The following is a 15,507-nucleotide window of genomic DNA, read 5'->3' as shown; positions in this document are numbered from 1 at the left end:
TTTCACATGACCAATCCGATCGACGCTCTGCTTGCCGAAAAGGGCGTCCTGCTCGCCGATGGCGCCACCGGCACCAATCTGTTCGCGATGGGCCTTGAGGCCGGAGAGGCTCCTGAGCTCTTGAACGAGACCGCGCCCGACACCATCACCAGCCTGCACCAGAACTTTGTCGATGCCGGCGCCGACATCATCCTGACCAACTCTTTTGGCGGGACCCGCCATCGGCTCAAGCTGCACCATGCGCAGGACCGCGTCCACGCACTGAACAAGCGCGCCGCCGAGATCGCAAGCGCCGTCGCCGGCAAGGCCGGCCGCAAGGTGATCGTGGCCGGCTCAGTCGGCCCGACCGGCGAATTGCTGGTGCCGCTCGGCGCCATGACCTATGACGAGGCGGTCGAGGCCTTTGCCGAGCAGATCGAGGGCCTGAAGGCCGGCGGCGCCGAAGTCGCCTGGATCGAAACCATGTCGGCGCCGGACGAGATCCGTGCCGCCGCCGAAGCCGCCATCCGCGTCGGCTTGCCCTATACCTATACCGGCTCCTTCGACACCGCCGGCCGCACCATGATGGGGCTGCTGCCGAAGGACATCCACGGTGTCGTCGACGGCCTGTCGCAGACGCCGCTCGGTGTCGGCGCAAATTGCGGTGTCGGCGCCTCCGATATTCTCGCTTCGCTGCTCGACATGACCGAGGCGAAGCCCGAGGCAACGGTGATCGTCAAGGGCAATTGCGGCATCCCCGAATTTCGCGGTGCCGAGATCTACTATTCGGGCACGCCCGAGCTGATGGCCGATTATGTGCGCCTGGCCGTCGATGCCGGCGCCAAGATCGTCGGCGGCTGCTGCGGTACCTCGTTCCAGCACCTTGCCGCCATGCGCAAGGCGCTCGATGCGCACACCAGGTCGGATCGCCCGACCGTCGAGCAGATCGTCGAACGCATCGGCCCGATGCGCAACAAGCAGGCGACGGTCAACGTCGCCGAGACCAGCGAAGCCCGCCGCGAACGGCGCCGCGGACGCGCCTGACGCTTTCGGCTGCGACGCGGTCCGCGAAGCGGTGCAGCCACGAAAAAAGGCCGGCAAGGTTTCCCTCGCCGGCCTGCCTCACCCGCCCGTAGGCCGGTTCCCCCTGTCAGAACGATCCGATCTGAAAGAAACCGGCCATCATTGCCACTACCGGTTACCGCCGAGCGCCGAGGCAAGGCGCACAAGCGAGAGGAACTCGGACCGGTACCCAAACGGGTCGGCTCCTCTGGCGGCGGTGGCAATCTCCATGATCTTGTCGTAGCCGAACTTCGCGGTCGCATCCTCGTCGCGCAGCTTCTGGCCGAAGGCAGCGACGGCAACGGAGAAACGCTGGTCGGTGCTGGCCTGGTCGAACGACGCCACCTCGTTGGCTGACGTCACCGGCGTGGTGATCAGCTTCGAAGTGTCCTCGTTCGGCAGCTTGTAGCGGATTTTGACGAAGGCATATTCGTCGGCATTGGCGACACCGCCATTGTTCACCGAGGCCTGGCCATAGCGCAGCTGATCGATCTGTTCGCCGCCGCTGCCCTTAGGCGTGATCTCGTAGATCGCGGTGACCGAATGGCCTGAGCCGATCTCGCCGGCGTCGACGCGGTCGTTGTTGAAATCCTCGCGGTTCAAGGCGCGGGTCTCGTAGCCGATCAGCCGGTATTCCGAGACCTTGTTCGGGTTGAACTCGACCTGGATCTTCACGTCCTTGGCAATGGTGAACAGTGTCGAGGAGGCATCCTCGACCAGCACCTTCTCGGCCTCCGCCAAAGTGTCGATATAGGCGGCGGTGCCGTTGCCGTTCTGGGCGATGGTCTGCATCATCTGGTCGTTCAGGTTGCCGCGGCCGAAGCCGAACACCGACAGGAACACACCTGTCTTGCGCTCCTTTTCGATCAGCCGCTTCAGGTCGTCGTCGTCGGTCTGGCCGACATTGAAATCACCATCGGTGGCGAGCATCACCCGGTTGATACCGTCCTTGACGAAGGATTTCTGCGCCAGCCTGTAGGCTTCCTTGATGCCCGCCTCGCCTGCCGTCGAGCCGCCGGATGTCAGGTTGTCGATGGCAGCGAGGATCTTGTCCTTTTCCGAAGCCTTGGTGGGCTCCAGCACGGTACCGGCATCGCCCGCATAGGTGACGATCGAGACGGTATCGTCGGGTCTCAGCTTGTTGACCAGCAGCCGAAAGGCCGACTGCAGGAGCGGCAGCTTGTCCTGCTCGTTCATCGAGCCCGACACATCGATCAGAAAGACCAGATTGGCCTTGGGCTGCTCGGCCGGCTTCACGTCGAAACCCTTGATGGCGACATGCATCAGCCTGGTGTGCTCGTTCCACGGAGTCGGCATGACGCTGACGGTCGAGTTGAACGGCGTCGAGGCGGAGTCCGGGCCTTTCCAGTCATAGGGGAAGTAGTTGACCATCTCCTCGACGCGCACCGTATCGGCCTGCGGGATAAAACCTTCCTTCAGCGAGCGCCGGACGAAGGAATAGGAAGCGGTGTCGACATCGATAGAGAACGTCGAGACCGGGTCTTCGAGTGCGGCATGCACCGGATTGGTCTTGAAATCCTCGACCCGGTCACGGTTTTCCTCTCGCGGCAGCATCTGGTCGGCCGGCGCAGCGGCAGGCTGCTGTGCCATCAGCTTGGACTCGGCAACCGTGCCAGGCATGCGTCCGACCCGCGCGCCACCATCGACTGCCGGAGCCACGGAGTTTGCACCGCCATCCAGCGCAAACTCGCCGCTCTGCGCCGGTTCGGGTGCATTGCGGGTGAGCACATCCTGCTGCGTCAACCCGCCGACCGCGGTCGATTCCGCTTTCGGCGGCGATGTCGGCGCCACAAGCGCCTCGCCGGCGTCGCGGCTTTCGCTGTCGGCGTCCGCCTTCTTCTGCTTATCTGCTTCGGCAACAACCGGCGGTTTGACGGTCGCCGGCTTGTCAGCCAGCGTTTCGGTGATCTTATCGTCGCCGCCGAATTCGGGCCCGCCGAATTTGGATTCCCCAAGCATATAGATGGTGGCGTATCCGGCGATCGGCAGGGCAACGAGCCCGGCAATGGCCGGCGTGGCGAAGAGTTTCTTTTGCATGATTTCGCTCCAGAGCCTTTGTGCTCGCTCTGTGAGACGAAGCCCGCCTGCCGATCCTTGGGCGGCCGGTAAAGTTTTTTCTTCCATGTCATAGGCGCGCAGCGCGGCCTGGAGGGCACGCGCCTTTGCATCCGCGTCAGGCGCCGGTGCTGCGATATCGCGCAGCCTGTTCAGTTGCTTGTCGTCGACCATGGTCACACTTCCCCGGCTGAACGCATCAGCGTCTTCAACCGTTTCTTCGCCTCATGGATGTGCCAGGAAACCGTCGTCTCCGAGATCGCCATCGCCTCGGCGGCGGCTGCGTGGCTCAGCCCTTCGCCATAGACCAGCAGCACCGCGTCGCGCTGCTTGTCCGGCAGCTTGCGCACCGCTGCCCAGAGCGCCTCGACCGGGTCTTCCGCCTCGGACGAGGTTTCCCCCGAAATCAGCGCATAGGCGCCATAGGCCTCGGTCTTGGCCGTATCGCGGGCGGTCTTGCGCATCATGTCGCGCGCCGCATTCAGCGTCATGGTGTAGAGCCACGTCGTGAAGGCGCCGCTGCCGTGATAGTCGCGGATCGCCCGGCCGAGCCGAACGCACACTTCCTGGGCGATATCCTCGGCGTCGGCCTTTTTCCCGCACCAGCGATAGGCGGCGCGATAGACGAAACCGTAGTGCCTTTCGAGCAACTTGCCGAAAGCACCCCTGTCTCCGCCCTTCGCCCGCCCGATCAGTTCGGCGTCGGAGGCTTCGCTTTCGTCCAGCATCATCGCCATCATTTGCCTGTTGGACGAAGGCTAATGGCGATTCCTTGGGTGATGGGAAGAATTTTTTGGCGGGCAGTCACGTCGTAATGGTTGGCGCGCCTTGGCCGAGCGTCTCCGCAAACAGCATCGTCAGCCGCTCCCAGTGGCGTTCGGCGCCGGCTGCATCGAAGGCACTATGTGGAGCCGCCACGTTCACAAATGCGTATCGGGGTTGCTTTACGCTGGCTTTGTGCACAATTTCGCCGACTGCCTGCCATGCTATGGCGGCCTGAAGTGAACGGCGCGCTTCAATTTGCCAAGGGACGGAGCTCATATGTGGCTGACGGCATTCCTTGCTTTTTTCGCGGGTGTTTTTGGCGCCAATGGCGTCCCACATTTCGTGAGTGGGATAACCAAGGGTTCCTACCCGTGCGTCTTCGGTAACTCCGCCGTGCCCAATCTGATAGCCGGCTGGGCGAGCTTCGTGGTGGCCCTCTTCGCGTACGGGGCCAACTTCGCACAGTATCCCATCGTCTCGTTGGTCTCTGGTGCCATCGGGGTGCTGCTGATGGGTCTCTTTCACGCGGCGGGGCTGGCTTTCGGCCAAAAATCCTGAGATCGGAACGGTCGACGTCTTTGCGTGCAGCGGGGTCTTGTCTGGCTAGCGCGCGAATGCTGCCATGTGAAAGGCCTGAACCTCGGCCGGATAGCGATAATCGATGCCGTAAGGACAGGCGTTGCGATCAAGGCAGCCGCCGGTCCGGCAAGGTCCGCCGTTTTGCCCACGCACATGCGCCAGACAGGTTTCATGCACAAAACCATCCGCAGAATAAGCCGCGACCGGACAGGATTTCAGGCAAGGTTTTTCCAAACATGTGTCGCAAAGGTGAATCACGTCGCGACGTTCGTGGAGCGCAATCTCGTTCTCGAACAACAGCGCGCCGCGATAGGCATGCCAGAGCCCGTATTGCGGATGCATGAGGATGCCGAGCGGCGACGGCTTCAGCCCCTCCGCCTGCATCGCCCATTGCTGGAACGGCAGATAAGGCCTGTCGGACGGTGACACCGCGCGTGCCCCGAATTTTTCGGCCACAGCGCCGATCACTCCGCGCGACCATCTGTCGAGCGAATCGTCGATCGGCTGTGACTGTTTCTCCAACCAGCGCAGGAAGTGCGGCCAAGGTGCGGCGCCTGCCTGCCCCACCAGCAGGACGGATCTGGCGGCGGCGCCGGAGAGACCGGAAGGTGTCCCCTCACCGCCCGCAAAATTGAAGCCGCCGCGCGGGATGAGGCCGTGGGCGGAAAGCGCGGCCGCGATGGTTTCGACCATGCCGCGCTCGAGAATCATCCCTTCTTGTCCGGGTCGGAGAAGGCGCTCCGCCAGACTTCCTTGTGGATGATGTTGGCGACTTTAGCCCCGCCTGATTCGGGCTCCTTTCAGGTGAAGGCGTCGGCCATCGACGCCTTCTTCCTGGCGATGAAGTCCTTCAGCCCGTCGTCGATGCCCTGGTCGAGATAAGGCGCCTCGTAGCTCTCCAGCCAGCGGCGGGCGAGCTCGTTGGCGCGCTGCGGCGCGGTTTTTTCGCCTTCGGCCAGCCACTGCTCGTAGGAATTGTTATCGGCGATGTTGGAGCGGTAGAACGCGGTCTGGAAATTGGCCTGGGTGTGATCGCAGCCGAGGTAATGGCTGCCCGGACCCACCTGGCGGATGGCATCCATCGCCTGACCGTTTTCCGACAGGTCGACACCCTCGGAGAACTTCTGCGTCATGCCGAGTTGGTCGATATCCATCATGAACTTTTCGTAGCAGGAGGCGAGCCCGCCCTCGAGCCAGCCGGCCGAATGCAGCACGAAATTGGTGCCGGCGAGGATCGTCGAATTCAGCGTGTTGGCGCTCTCATAGGCCGCCTGCGCATCGGGGATTTTCGAAGCACAAAGCGAGCCGCCGGTGCGGAACGGCAGCCCGAGCCTGCGAGCAAGCTGGGCGGCGCCATAGGAGACCAGCGACGGCTCCGGCGTGCCGAAGGTCGGCGCGCCCGACTGCATTGAGATCGACGAGGCGAAGGTGCCGAACAGTACCGGCGCACCCGGCCGGATCAGCTGTGTGAACGACGCCCCGGCCAGAACCTCGGCCAAAACCTGGGTCAGTGTGCCGGCGACCGTCACCGGGCTCATCGCCCCGGCAAGGATGAACGGCGTGACGATGCACGCCTGGTTATGGCGCGAGTAAACTTTCAGCGCTCCCAGCATGGTCTCGTCGAAGACCATCGGCGAGTTGGCGTTGATCAGGCTGGTCAACACCGTGTTGTTCTCGACGAAATCGTCACCAAACACGATCTTGGCCATCGCCACCGTATCTTCGGCGCGCTCGGGCGCGGTCACCGAGCCCATGAACGGCTTGTCCGAATATTTGATATGGCTGTAGACCATGTCGAGATGGCGCTTGTTGACCGGCACGTCGACCGGCTCGCAAACCGTGCCGCCCGAATGGTGGATCGATGGCGCCATATAGGCAAGTTTTACGAAATTCCGGAAATCCTCGATCGTCGCGTAGCGCCTGACGCCGTCGAGATCGCGCACGAAGGGCGGTCCATAGACCGGCGCGAACACGGTCGCGTTGCCGCCGATCTGCACCGAGCGCTCGCCGTTGCGGGCGTGCTGGGTATAGACGGACGGAGCGGTCTTCAACAGCGAGCGGCAGAGGCCCTTGGGGAAATGCACCCGCTCGCCCTTGACGTCGGCGCCCGCCTCTTTCCAAAGCTGCAGTGCCTCGGCGTCGTCGCGGAAGATGATGCCGATCTCTTCCAGCACCGTGTCGGTGTTCTTTTCGATCAGCGCCAGGCCTTCCTCGTCCAGCACTTCATAGACGTTGATCTTGCGCTTGATATAGGTGAGCTGTGTACCGGGGCCGCCGCCCGAACGTGCAGCCCGGCGCGCTGCGGCGCCACCGCTGGCAGCGCGCCCGCGCCGTGCGTTTGACGCTTCCTGATCGACCGGCGCGTTCTCACTCATAATCGTTCTTCCCTGGCTTTCGTTCTGGCCTGATTTGCTTTGGCCGGGCTCTTGTTCCGGCCTGAAATCCATTTGCAGCCGCATATTGCGGTCTCTGGCCGGATCGTAGCCATGCACCTTATTCGAAACGGCCCGCCAGCGCCAACGCCTGTCGCAAAATCGACAAGAATTCCAAGAGATTTACGGTCGCTTTCGTTTTGCGGGAAGTCGCAAATCAGCTATGGACAACCGGCCCGCGCGGGTTAGGTAATGGCGCGATATTTTTAAGCTGCCGCGATAGTTGTAGCCGGCAAGGAGCCTGAGAAAAAATGGCCGACGACGAGATCATCCTTTCGGAACTCTCCGACGACGAGTTGGTGCAGCAGATGCACGACGACCTTTATGATGGGTTGAAGGAAGAAATCGAGGAAGGCACCAACATCCTTCTCGAGCGCGGCTGGGCGCCTTACAAGGTGCTGACCGAGGCTCTGGTCGAAGGCATGCGCATCGTCGGCGAGGATTTTCGCGACGGCATTCTGTTCGTTCCGGAAGTGCTGCTGTCGGCCAACGCGATGAAGGCCGGCATGTTCATCCTGCGTCCGTTGCTTGTCGCCACCGGCGCGCCGAAGCAGGGCAAGATGGTGATCGGCACCGTTAAGGGCGACATCCACGACATCGGCAAGAACCTCGTCGGCATGATGATGGAAGGCGCCGGCTTCGATGTCATCGACCTCGGCATCAACAATGCGGTCGAAAAATATCTCGATGCCATCGAAAAGCATCAGCCCGACATCATCGGCATGTCGGCCCTGCTGACGACGACCATGCCTTACATGAAGGTCGTCATCGATACGATGAAGGAAAAAGGCATTCGCGATGATTATGTCGTGCTGGTCGGCGGCGCGCCGCTCAACGAGGAATTCGGCAAAGCCGTCGGCGCCGACGCCTATTGCCGCGACGCCGCGGTGGCGGTCGAGACCGCCAAGGACTTCATGAAGCGCAAGCACAACGTCCGCGCTTCGGCCTGAGTCAATAAATTCGGCACCGACGAGAAAAGCCGCGCCTTGCAGTGCGGCTTTTTTATTCCCAAATGTTTGAAATCGTGCAGATCAGGGTTTCTTGACGGTATCGTCAACCGCCTTCGCAGTGGATTTGATATCCTTACCGACGCCGCGCACCGTGTTGGCGCAGGCCGAAACAGCCAGGGCGCAGGCGAGAATAGCGATTGGCGCAACGCGGAACAATTTCATGATTGGTGTCTCCCTCAGAATATAAATTCGCTGGACAGCAACGAAGATGGATTAGACTGGTTCCATGACTACCGCGCGAAAACAACAATCCGATCAAGGCGACAGGCTGCTCGTCATCGCCTGCGGGATGATTGCGCGCGAAGTTCTGGCGGTCAAGGAGCAGCTCGGGCTCGACCATCTCGACCTGACCTGCCTCCCGGCGGAGTTCCATTTCTATCCGGACCGCATTGCGCCGGCCATGGACAAGGCAATCGCCAAGGCCAGGGCTGACGGCTACAAACACATCTTCGTCGGCTATGCCGATTGCGGCACGGGTGGCCTGCTCGACCGGATCTGCGAGAAGCATGGCGTCGAGCGCATGGCCGGGCCGCATTGCTTTGCCTTCTACCAAGGCATGGATGCCTATGCGAAGGTTGCCGATGACGACATGATGTCGTTCTACATGACCGATTTCCTCTGCCGGCAATTCGATGCCTTCTTCATGAAGCCGCTCGGCCTCGACAAGCACCCGGAGCTGATCAAGGACTATTTCGGCAATTACGAGAAGCTGATCTACATCGCCCAGACCGACGACCCGGAACTCGACAAGGTCGCCGAAAAGGCGGCGAAAATGCTCGGCCTCGCCTATGAGCGCCGCTCGACCGGCTACGGCGACCTGACGAAGGAACTGGCTGGGGCCTCAGCCCTGGCCTGACACTTTAGGCACCGTTTTCTTCAGCTTCGAGCCCAGCGAGCACATCGGCAAAGCTCGTCTTGCAGACGAAATCCAGCCGGTCCCTCGCCCGGGACGCATCGTAGACCCGGTTGATCGACGAAAACATCGTCCAGCCTTTCTTCAAGTAGAGTGCCGGATAATCCGGAAAATAGCGCGCGACGATCGACGGTGCGTCGGCGATCAATGCCGCGCAATCGTCGGGCTGGAAAGGTGTCGGTGCCGAGATGATGAAGGTGTCGAAGCCCAATTGCGGCGCTTTCTCCAAGGCAGCGATGTGGGCGTCGGCAGCATCCTCCACCGTCAGCCGGCGAAACAACAGCTCATTGGCCTTGGTGTTGGCGTCCGACTGTTCGATCACATGCGCCATATCGTCTGCTTCGGGAAAGAAGCGGGCGGTGCGCAGTACGATCACCGGCAGGCCGAACTGGATATGGTAGAGCCGACAAAGATGTTCCGCCGCAAGCTTTGTCACGCCGTAGATGTTGCGCGGTTCAGGCGACATGTCTTCCGTTAGCCAAGCCGCCCTGCCGGGCAAGCCGGCGCGGATGGCCTGGGTAATCATCAGCGATGTCGTCGACGTGAAGATGAAGCGCTGAACGCCGAAAGTTGCCGCCGCATCGAGCAGGTTGAGCGTGCCGCGCACATTCGTCTCGACGAAATTCTCGTTGCGATGATGTTCGATGTCAGGCTTGTGCAGCGCGCCACTATGGATGATGGCCTCGATGCGGTTCTCCTCGACCGCCCTCATGACCAGGTCGCGATCGGCGACTGAGCCGACGATTCGCGTTTCCGAGGATGGGACGGGATCGAGGCCAGTGACGTCATGGCCGAGAGTCCGCAGGCGTGGCGCCAAGGCCCTGCCCAGCCAACCCGACGATCCCGTCAGCAAGATCCGCATTCTTTCCACCTCGTTTCTGCTGTCGATGCTCAAGCAAGGATGACAGAGCGCGGCGAAACATTAAGGTATGCGCCAGACAAGAAAACAGGCTGCTCCAGTCATCAAAAGGGAAACGCCACCAATGATCGCTCGCCTTATGTTTGCCGTAGCAGCTGTCCTCTGCTTGACGTTGCCCGCGTTCGCCGATGGCGAAGTGCAGAAGCTGATCACCGCTGCCGACAAGGCGCGCCTCGACAAATATGGCGAGACGCGCAAGGCAGCGCTTGACGAGGCGAAGGCCGGCGATCCCGCCGAGGTCAAGCAGCTCGACGCCTTGCTGGCAAAGCCGCTGGTTTCCTTCTCCGACAAGGACCTGACCGGCAATTGGCAATGCCGCACCATCAAGGCCGGCGGATTGAGCCCGCTCGTCATCTATGGCTGGTTCAAATGCAAGGTGAGCGACGACGGTTCCGGCTGGAGACTGGAAAAGATCACCGGTTCGCAGCGCACCAAGGGCCGCTTCTTCGACGATGGCGAGAAACGCGCGATCTATCTAGGTTCCTTCTACGTCAACGACGATCCGGCAAAGCCCTACGGCAGCGGCCCGGAAAGCGATCAGGTCGGCTATGCCTTCCGCCACAGCGCCAGCGAATGGCGCATCGAGTTCCCGGCGCCCCACTACGAATCGAAGCTCGACATCCTCGAATTCAAGCGCTGAGCCCGCCCCCGATCACCAAGGGTTAACCCGGTCAACCTAGCATTCGCGCACAAAGAACAGCTCTTTGCGGGGGTCGCGAAGCATGGCACGGTCGAAAACAAACCAACGGCCGATCGTCGTCGTCACCGAAGGCGGCCCGCATATCTGGGCGATCGTCAACGCCATCGCCGACCACCTCGCGCCTGTCAGCGTCATCCTCGAAACCCCTGAATCCAAAAGGCAATTGCTTCTCGGGCGGGCGCGGCGGCAAGGCTGGACCTCGGCCATCGGTCAACTCGGCACGATGATGCTGACCCGGCTCGGCAAGCGCTTCTTCGCCGGCCACGCAGCACGGCTCGCCGCCGAGCAAAAGCTGCAAACCGAACCGAAGCCTGGGCAAAAGATCGTCCAGGTCTCGTCGGCCAACGCGCCGGAGTGCCTGCAGGCGATCGAGAAAATCCAGCCGGGTGTCGTGCTGCTCGCCGGCTGCCGCTTGCTGTCGCGGCAGACGCTGGCGAAAATCCCTTGCCCGGTCCTCAACTACCATGCCGGCATCGCCCCGAAATATCGTGGCATGAACGGCGGCTATTGGGCGCTGGCTTCAGGCGATGCGGAAAACTTCGGCACCACCGTGCATCTGGTCGACGCCGGCGTCGACACTGGCGGGGTGTTGCGGCAGGCACGCGGCAAACCCCAACCTAGCGACACTATTTCAAGCTACGCGTTGCGGCAGGCGGCATTCTCGCGCGACATCTGCGTCGAGGCGGTCAGGGATGCGCTGGCCGGCAAGCTCGGCACGGTCGATCCCGGTCTGCCTTCGAGACAATGGTATCATCCGACGGTCTGGTTCTATCTCTGGACCGGGATAAGAAACGGCGTCTGGTGACACGCGCGCCGATTTACCCGACAGCCACCCGCCGCTAACATTGCATCATGAGCGACATCGACCACCGCACCATCATTGCCGGTCTTTCGGTTGAGGAACGTCGCGACCTCACCGCCCGGGTCGACGGGCCAGGCATTGTCCGGCTGGCCGTCCATGGCGGGCTGGTTGTCGTGCTGGGCGCACTGATCGCCGCCCGCATCCCGTTCTGGCCGCTTCTCGTCTTGCCGCAGGGGATCCTGATCGTCTTCTTCTTCACGCTGTTGCACGAGACCATCCATGAAACGGCGTTCAGAACGGCGTGGCTCAATCGCGCTGTTGCCGCCGTGGCCGGCTTCTTGATCCTGCTGCCGCCCGCATGGTTCCGCTATTTCCATTTCGCCCATCACCGCCACACCCACGACCCGGACAACGACCCCGAACTGATGGCGCCGAAGCCGGAGACCATCAGCCAATATCTGCGCTATCTGTCCGGCGGCCCCTATTGGATAGGCATGGCTCGTGTGATCGCAACCAATGCGGCGGGCCGCAACCGCGACGGCTTTGTGCCGGAAAAGGGCCGCGGCAAGGTGGTTATTGAAGCGCGGCTGTTCCTGATCGGCTATGCGGTGTTGCTGGCCGCATCGCTCGCCGCACAGTCGGCGCTGCTGTTGTGGGTCTGGATCGTGCCGGTGCTGGTCGCACAGCCGTTTTTGCGGGCCTACCTGCTGGCCGAGCACGCATTGTGCCCGCATGTCGCCAACATGCTCGAGAACACCCGCACCACCTTCACCACAAGGCTGGTGCGCTTCGTGGCTTGGAACATGCCGTACCATTCCGAGCACCATTCCTATCCGGCCGTTCCCTTCCATCGCCTGCCGCGCTTCCATGAGATCATCGCGGAGCATTTACGCACGACCGAACGAGGTTACGTGCGCTTCCACAGGAAACTGGTCGGCAGCTTCGATGGCCGCGCCGGCTGACCAGTGCTGGAAGAGACTCCGCTTTCAGCCGCAGCCGTCGATTGCGTCGCTTTTGAAGGCCCCCGCGTCGTCCCATAACAAGCAGCCCAACAGCGCTTCCGGCAATGCTCGAAACCACTGCATCGGCCCAAAGGATCGGAATCGATCTTCGGAGGGCACGATGCAGCGGAGTTAGGTGGTAGAGCATCGTTTGTGCGTTCGATTGGACGCGCGGCGCTCTCCAGGAGCAGGAATTCATGGCCGATCTGATCGTCGTCTACTGGCGCGACATCCCCGCCCAGGTCATCATCAAGAAGGGCCGGCAGAACGCCAAGCGCGAACTGCCGCTGCGCTTCACCGAGGCGATCGACATGTGCGCCATGCGCACCGGCGCCGGCGGCACCGACGACTATCTTGCCGAATGGCGCAAGGCAGAGCCCGTCCCAGTCAGTGACGATCTTGAAGTCGAGGCCGAGAAGGCTCTTCAGGAGCTCGATGCGAAATACGACCGTGAGCGGCTGGTCGCTCTGGTCAAGGCGGGCGGCAAAGAAAATGTCTGATCCCCAATCAATGCCGGCGACGACGGCTCAAGGCGGCGTGACCCAGGCGACAATCGTCAAGAAGGCGGCGCCGAAATCCGACTACAAGCCGGCTGACGTGTCGCCGCAGCGGCGCGTGCAGCGCTCGTTTGCGGTGCGGCTTTGGTCGGTGCGGCATTCGCGGCTGCTCGAGTGGTTCTACGCCAAATTCGCCGACATGTTCCTGACTCTCCACCCGCTATGGAAAGGCATCGGCTACAGCCGTGTCGAAGGGCCGGTGAAATTCGTCGAGAAGCGCGTCAAGGGCTTCATGTTCGACTGCCGCATGTGCGGTCAGTGCATTCTTTCCTCGACCGGCATGTCGTGCCCGATGAACTGCCCTAAGCAATTGCGCAACGGCCCTTGCGGCGGTGTGCGCGCCAACGGCAATTGCGAGGTCGAGCCTGATATGCCTTGCGTCTGGGTCAAGGCCTGGGAAGGCTCGCAGAACATGGTGCATGGCGACAAGATTTTGGACGTGCAGAAGCCGGTGGATCAGTCCTTGCGCGAAACCTCCGCCTGGCTGCGGGTGACCGCGCAGGCCGCGGCCGCCCGCAATGCGGCCCAGAATACTACGAACACCGGAGCGTCGGCATGATCGGCCGTCAGCCAGACGAGAATCCGGCCGGCATCCATTTGCCGCTCGATCCCCTGCCCGGTCACACCTCGCGCGGCCGGCTTGAGCGGGTCCTGCGGCGCGGCGAGTTCGCAGTGACGACCGAGCTCAATCCGCCCGACAGCGCCGATCCGGAAGACGTCTACAACCGCGCCAGGATTTTCGACGGCTGGGTCGACGCGATCAATGCCGTCGACGCTTCCGGGGCCAACTGCCACATGTCGTCGGTCGGTATTTGCGCGCTGCTGACCCGCATGGGTTATGCCCCGATCATGCAAATCGCCTGCCGCGACCGGAACCGCATCGCCATCCAGGGCGACGTGCTGGGGGGTGCCGCGATGGGTGTTGCCAACATGCTGTGCCTGACTGGCGACGGCGTGCAGGCCGGCGACCAGCCCGGCGCCAAGCCGGTGTTCGATCTCGACTGCATGTCGCTGCTCGAAACCTGCCGCATCATGCGCGATAACGGCAAATTCCTGTCCGGCCGCAAACTCACCACGCCGCCGCAGCTTTTCCTTGGCGCGGCCATCAACCCGTTCGCGCCGCCGATCGATTTCCGGCCGTATCGGCTGGGCAAGAAGATCGCCGCCGGCGCGCAGTTCGTGCAGAGCCAGTACTGCTTCGACGTACCGATGTTCCGCACCTACATGCAGAAGGTCCGCGACCTCGGTTATACCGAGAAATGCTTCATCCTGTGCGGAGTCGGGCCGCTGGCCTCGGCCAAGACGGCCAGATGGGTCCGCTCCAACGTGCCGGGCATTCACATTCCCGATCAGATCGTCAAGCGCCTGGAAGGCGCTCAGGATCAGAAGAAGGAAGGCAAGCAGCTCTGCATCGACATCATCAATGAGGTGAAGGAAATTCCAGGTGTGTCCGGCGTCCATGTGATGGCCTATCGCCAGGAAGAGTATGTCGCCGAGATCGTCGACGAGTCCGGCGTGCTGAAGGGCCGCCGGCCGTGGAAGCGCGAAATCCGCCGCGACGACCAGCTCGTTGCCGACCGGCTCGACCACATACTGCATGACGACCTCACCGAAACCCAGGTCGACATGGTCAAGACCGCGCATTGACAGCGCGAATCGTCAGCATTCGCTTGATCAGAAACAGATAACGATATAAAGAACTCTTTATATCACGATGGAGAGATTTCATGACCCGGACCATCGTCGCCTCGGCGACACGAGAAATCATCATCGGCTTCGATCAGCCCTTCTGCGTGATCGGCGAGCGCATCAACCCGACCGGCCGCAAAAAGCTGGCCGCCGAAATGATCGCGGGCAATTTTGAGACCGTCATCAGGGATGCGCTGGAACAGGCCGCCTGCGGCGCAACCATGCTCGACGTCAATGCCGGCGTCACCTCGGTCAACCCGAACGAGACCGAACCCGGCCTGCTGGTGCAGACCCTGGAGATCGTGCAGGGCCTGGTCGACCTGCCGCTGTCGATCGACTCCTCGGTGACCGCGGCGATCGAAGCGGCGCTGAAAGTCGCCAAGGGCCGACCGCTGGTCAACTCCGTCACTGGTGAGGAGGAAAAGCTCGAGGCCATCCTGCCTCTGGTCAAGAAATACAACGTTCCGGTCGTCGCCATTTCCAACGACGAGACCGGTATTTCGATGGACCCCGACGTGCGCTTTGCCGTCGCCAAGAAGATCGTTCAGCGCTGCGCAGACTTCGGTATTCCGGCGCATGACGTGGTCGTCGACCCGCTGGTCATGCCGATCGGCGCGTTGGGCGATGCCGGCCGCCAGGTGTTTGCACTGCTACGCCGCCTGCGCGAGGAGCTCAAGGTCAACACCACCTGCGGCCTCTCTAACATCTCGTTCGGCCTGCCGCACCGTCATGGCATCAACGCCGCCTTCATTCCGATGGTGATCGGCGCCGGCATGACCTCGGCGATCATGAACCCGGTGCGGCCGCAGGAAATGGAAGCGGTGCGTGGCGCCAATGTGCTGAACGGCACCGATGAGAACTGCACCAACTGGATCAGGACCTACAAGGATTACAAGCCTGCCGAAGGCGGCCAGGCCGTTGCCGCCCGGACGCAGGTCAACGCGCCGGGCGATGGCAATGGCAATGGCGGACGCAGGCGCGGCGGCCGCGAAGCGCGGATGGCCCGGGGTTGAGCCATGGCTT

Annotated in this window: 17 protein-coding genes; 11 read left to right on the top strand and 6 right to left on the bottom strand. The window is 62.1% G+C overall.

Annotated elements, in window-relative coordinates:
- Positions 1 to 6 precede the first annotated feature (6 nt).
- A complete protein-coding gene (bmt, locus tag NKH29_RS01690; protein ID WP_023719944.1) occupies positions 7 to 1,023 on the top strand; it encodes a betaine--homocysteine S-methyltransferase in 1,017 nt (338 codons plus the stop codon).
- A gap of 147 nt (positions 1,024 to 1,170) precedes the next feature.
- On the opposite strand, the gene NKH29_RS01685 is transcribed toward bmt, so the two are convergent.
- Together NKH29_RS01685 and NKH29_RS01680 are read right to left on the bottom strand one after the other, a co-directional pair.
- Complete coding sequence (locus tag NKH29_RS01685) at positions 1,171 to 3,291, bottom strand: vWA domain-containing protein (RefSeq protein ID WP_352495950.1); 2,121 nt, start codon at positions 3,289 to 3,291, stop codon at positions 1,171 to 1,173.
- A 2-nt stretch (positions 3,292 to 3,293) separates the two neighbouring features.
- Positions 3,294 to 3,854, bottom strand: a complete 561-nt coding sequence (locus NKH29_RS01680) for an RNA polymerase sigma factor (protein WP_023719942.1) — start codon at positions 3,852 to 3,854, stop codon at positions 3,294 to 3,296.
- Between the two features lie 304 nt (positions 3,855 to 4,158).
- Here NKH29_RS01680 and NKH29_RS01675 point away from each other — a divergent pair, with 304 nt between their 5' ends.
- A complete protein-coding gene (locus NKH29_RS01675) occupies positions 4,159 to 4,440 on the top strand; it encodes a hypothetical protein (protein WP_031194271.1) in 282 nt (93 codons plus the stop codon).
- Positions 4,441 to 4,485: 45 nt separating this feature from the next.
- On the opposite strand, the gene NKH29_RS01670 is transcribed toward NKH29_RS01675, so the two are convergent.
- A complete protein-coding gene (locus tag NKH29_RS01670) occupies positions 4,486 to 5,172 on the bottom strand; it encodes a hypothetical protein (protein ID WP_352998867.1) in 687 nt (228 codons plus the stop codon).
- An 89-nt stretch (positions 5,173 to 5,261) separates the two neighbouring features.
- Complete coding sequence (locus NKH29_RS01665; RefSeq protein ID WP_023719938.1) at positions 5,262 to 6,836, bottom strand: trimethylamine methyltransferase family protein; 1,575 nt, start codon at positions 6,834 to 6,836, stop codon at positions 5,262 to 5,264.
- A 308-nt stretch (positions 6,837 to 7,144) separates the two neighbouring features.
- Between NKH29_RS01665 and NKH29_RS01660 the strand changes: the two genes are divergently transcribed.
- Positions 7,145 to 7,843: a cobalamin B12-binding domain-containing protein gene (locus NKH29_RS01660; protein ID WP_023676506.1), complete on the top strand. Its 699-nt coding sequence runs from the start codon at positions 7,145 to 7,147 to the stop codon at positions 7,841 to 7,843.
- An 81-nt stretch (positions 7,844 to 7,924) separates the two neighbouring features.
- Here the strand turns inward: NKH29_RS01660 and NKH29_RS01655 are convergent, their stop codons facing one another.
- Positions 7,925 to 8,065, bottom strand: a complete 141-nt coding sequence (locus tag NKH29_RS01655; RefSeq protein WP_023676507.1) for an entericidin A/B family lipoprotein — start codon at positions 8,063 to 8,065, stop codon at positions 7,925 to 7,927.
- A gap of 64 nt (positions 8,066 to 8,129) precedes the next feature.
- On the opposite strand from NKH29_RS01655, the gene NKH29_RS01650 reads away from it, so the two are divergent.
- The gene (locus tag NKH29_RS01650) at positions 8,130 to 8,759 is read left to right on the top strand and encodes a DUF1638 domain-containing protein (protein WP_023719937.1); all 630 of its coding nucleotides are present in this window, start codon (positions 8,130 to 8,132) and stop codon (positions 8,757 to 8,759) included.
- Positions 8,760 to 8,763: 4 nt separating this feature from the next.
- Here the strand turns inward: NKH29_RS01650 and NKH29_RS01645 are convergent, their stop codons facing one another.
- Positions 8,764 to 9,678 (bottom strand): NAD-dependent epimerase/dehydratase family protein, encoded by a 915-nt coding sequence (locus NKH29_RS01645; protein ID WP_023719936.1) that lies wholly within the window; start codon positions 9,676 to 9,678, stop codon positions 8,764 to 8,766.
- A gap of 121 nt (positions 9,679 to 9,799) precedes the next feature.
- Between NKH29_RS01645 and NKH29_RS01640 the strand changes: the two genes are divergently transcribed.
- From NKH29_RS01640 to NKH29_RS01610, 7 genes are all read left to right on the top strand, one after another.
- Entirely contained in the window at positions 9,800 to 10,375 is a 576-nt protein-coding gene (locus NKH29_RS01640) for a DUF4893 domain-containing protein (protein ID WP_023719935.1), read from the top strand.
- 82 nt (positions 10,376 to 10,457) lie between these two features.
- Positions 10,458 to 11,240, top strand: coding sequence for a formyl transferase (locus NKH29_RS01635; RefSeq protein ID WP_023719934.1), 783 nt, complete (start codon positions 10,458 to 10,460; stop codon positions 11,238 to 11,240).
- Between the two features lie 47 nt (positions 11,241 to 11,287).
- Complete coding sequence (locus tag NKH29_RS01630; RefSeq protein ID WP_245278621.1) at positions 11,288 to 12,199, top strand: fatty acid desaturase; 912 nt, start codon at positions 11,288 to 11,290, stop codon at positions 12,197 to 12,199.
- A gap of 236 nt (positions 12,200 to 12,435) precedes the next feature.
- Positions 12,436 to 12,738, top strand: a complete 303-nt coding sequence (locus NKH29_RS01625; RefSeq protein WP_023719932.1) for a virulence factor — start codon at positions 12,436 to 12,438, stop codon at positions 12,736 to 12,738.
- Positions 12,731 to 13,354, top strand: coding sequence for a methylenetetrahydrofolate reductase C-terminal domain-containing protein (locus NKH29_RS01620; RefSeq protein ID WP_023719931.1), 624 nt, complete (start codon positions 12,731 to 12,733; stop codon positions 13,352 to 13,354). Before NKH29_RS01625 ends, NKH29_RS01620 begins: the two co-directional genes overlap by 8 nt.
- Positions 13,351 to 14,442, top strand: a complete 1,092-nt coding sequence (locus NKH29_RS01615) for a methylenetetrahydrofolate reductase (RefSeq protein ID WP_023719930.1) — start codon at positions 13,351 to 13,353, stop codon at positions 14,440 to 14,442. The genes NKH29_RS01620 and NKH29_RS01615 overlap by 4 nt, the downstream gene beginning before the upstream one ends.
- Positions 14,443 to 14,522: 80 nt before the next feature.
- On the top strand, positions 14,523 to 15,497 hold the full coding sequence (locus NKH29_RS01610) for a methyltetrahydrofolate cobalamin methyltransferase (RefSeq protein ID WP_023719929.1): 975 nt from the start codon (positions 14,523 to 14,525) through the stop codon (positions 15,495 to 15,497).
- Positions 15,498 to 15,507 lie beyond the last annotated feature (10 nt).

The sequence above is a fragment of the Mesorhizobium sp. M1295 genome (assembly GCF_040318135.1).
GTDB lineage: Bacteria > Pseudomonadota > Alphaproteobacteria > Rhizobiales > Rhizobiaceae > Mesorhizobium.
The sequence above is the reverse complement of the archived record's forward strand: the minus strand, read 5'-3'. Positions and strand labels throughout refer to the sequence as shown.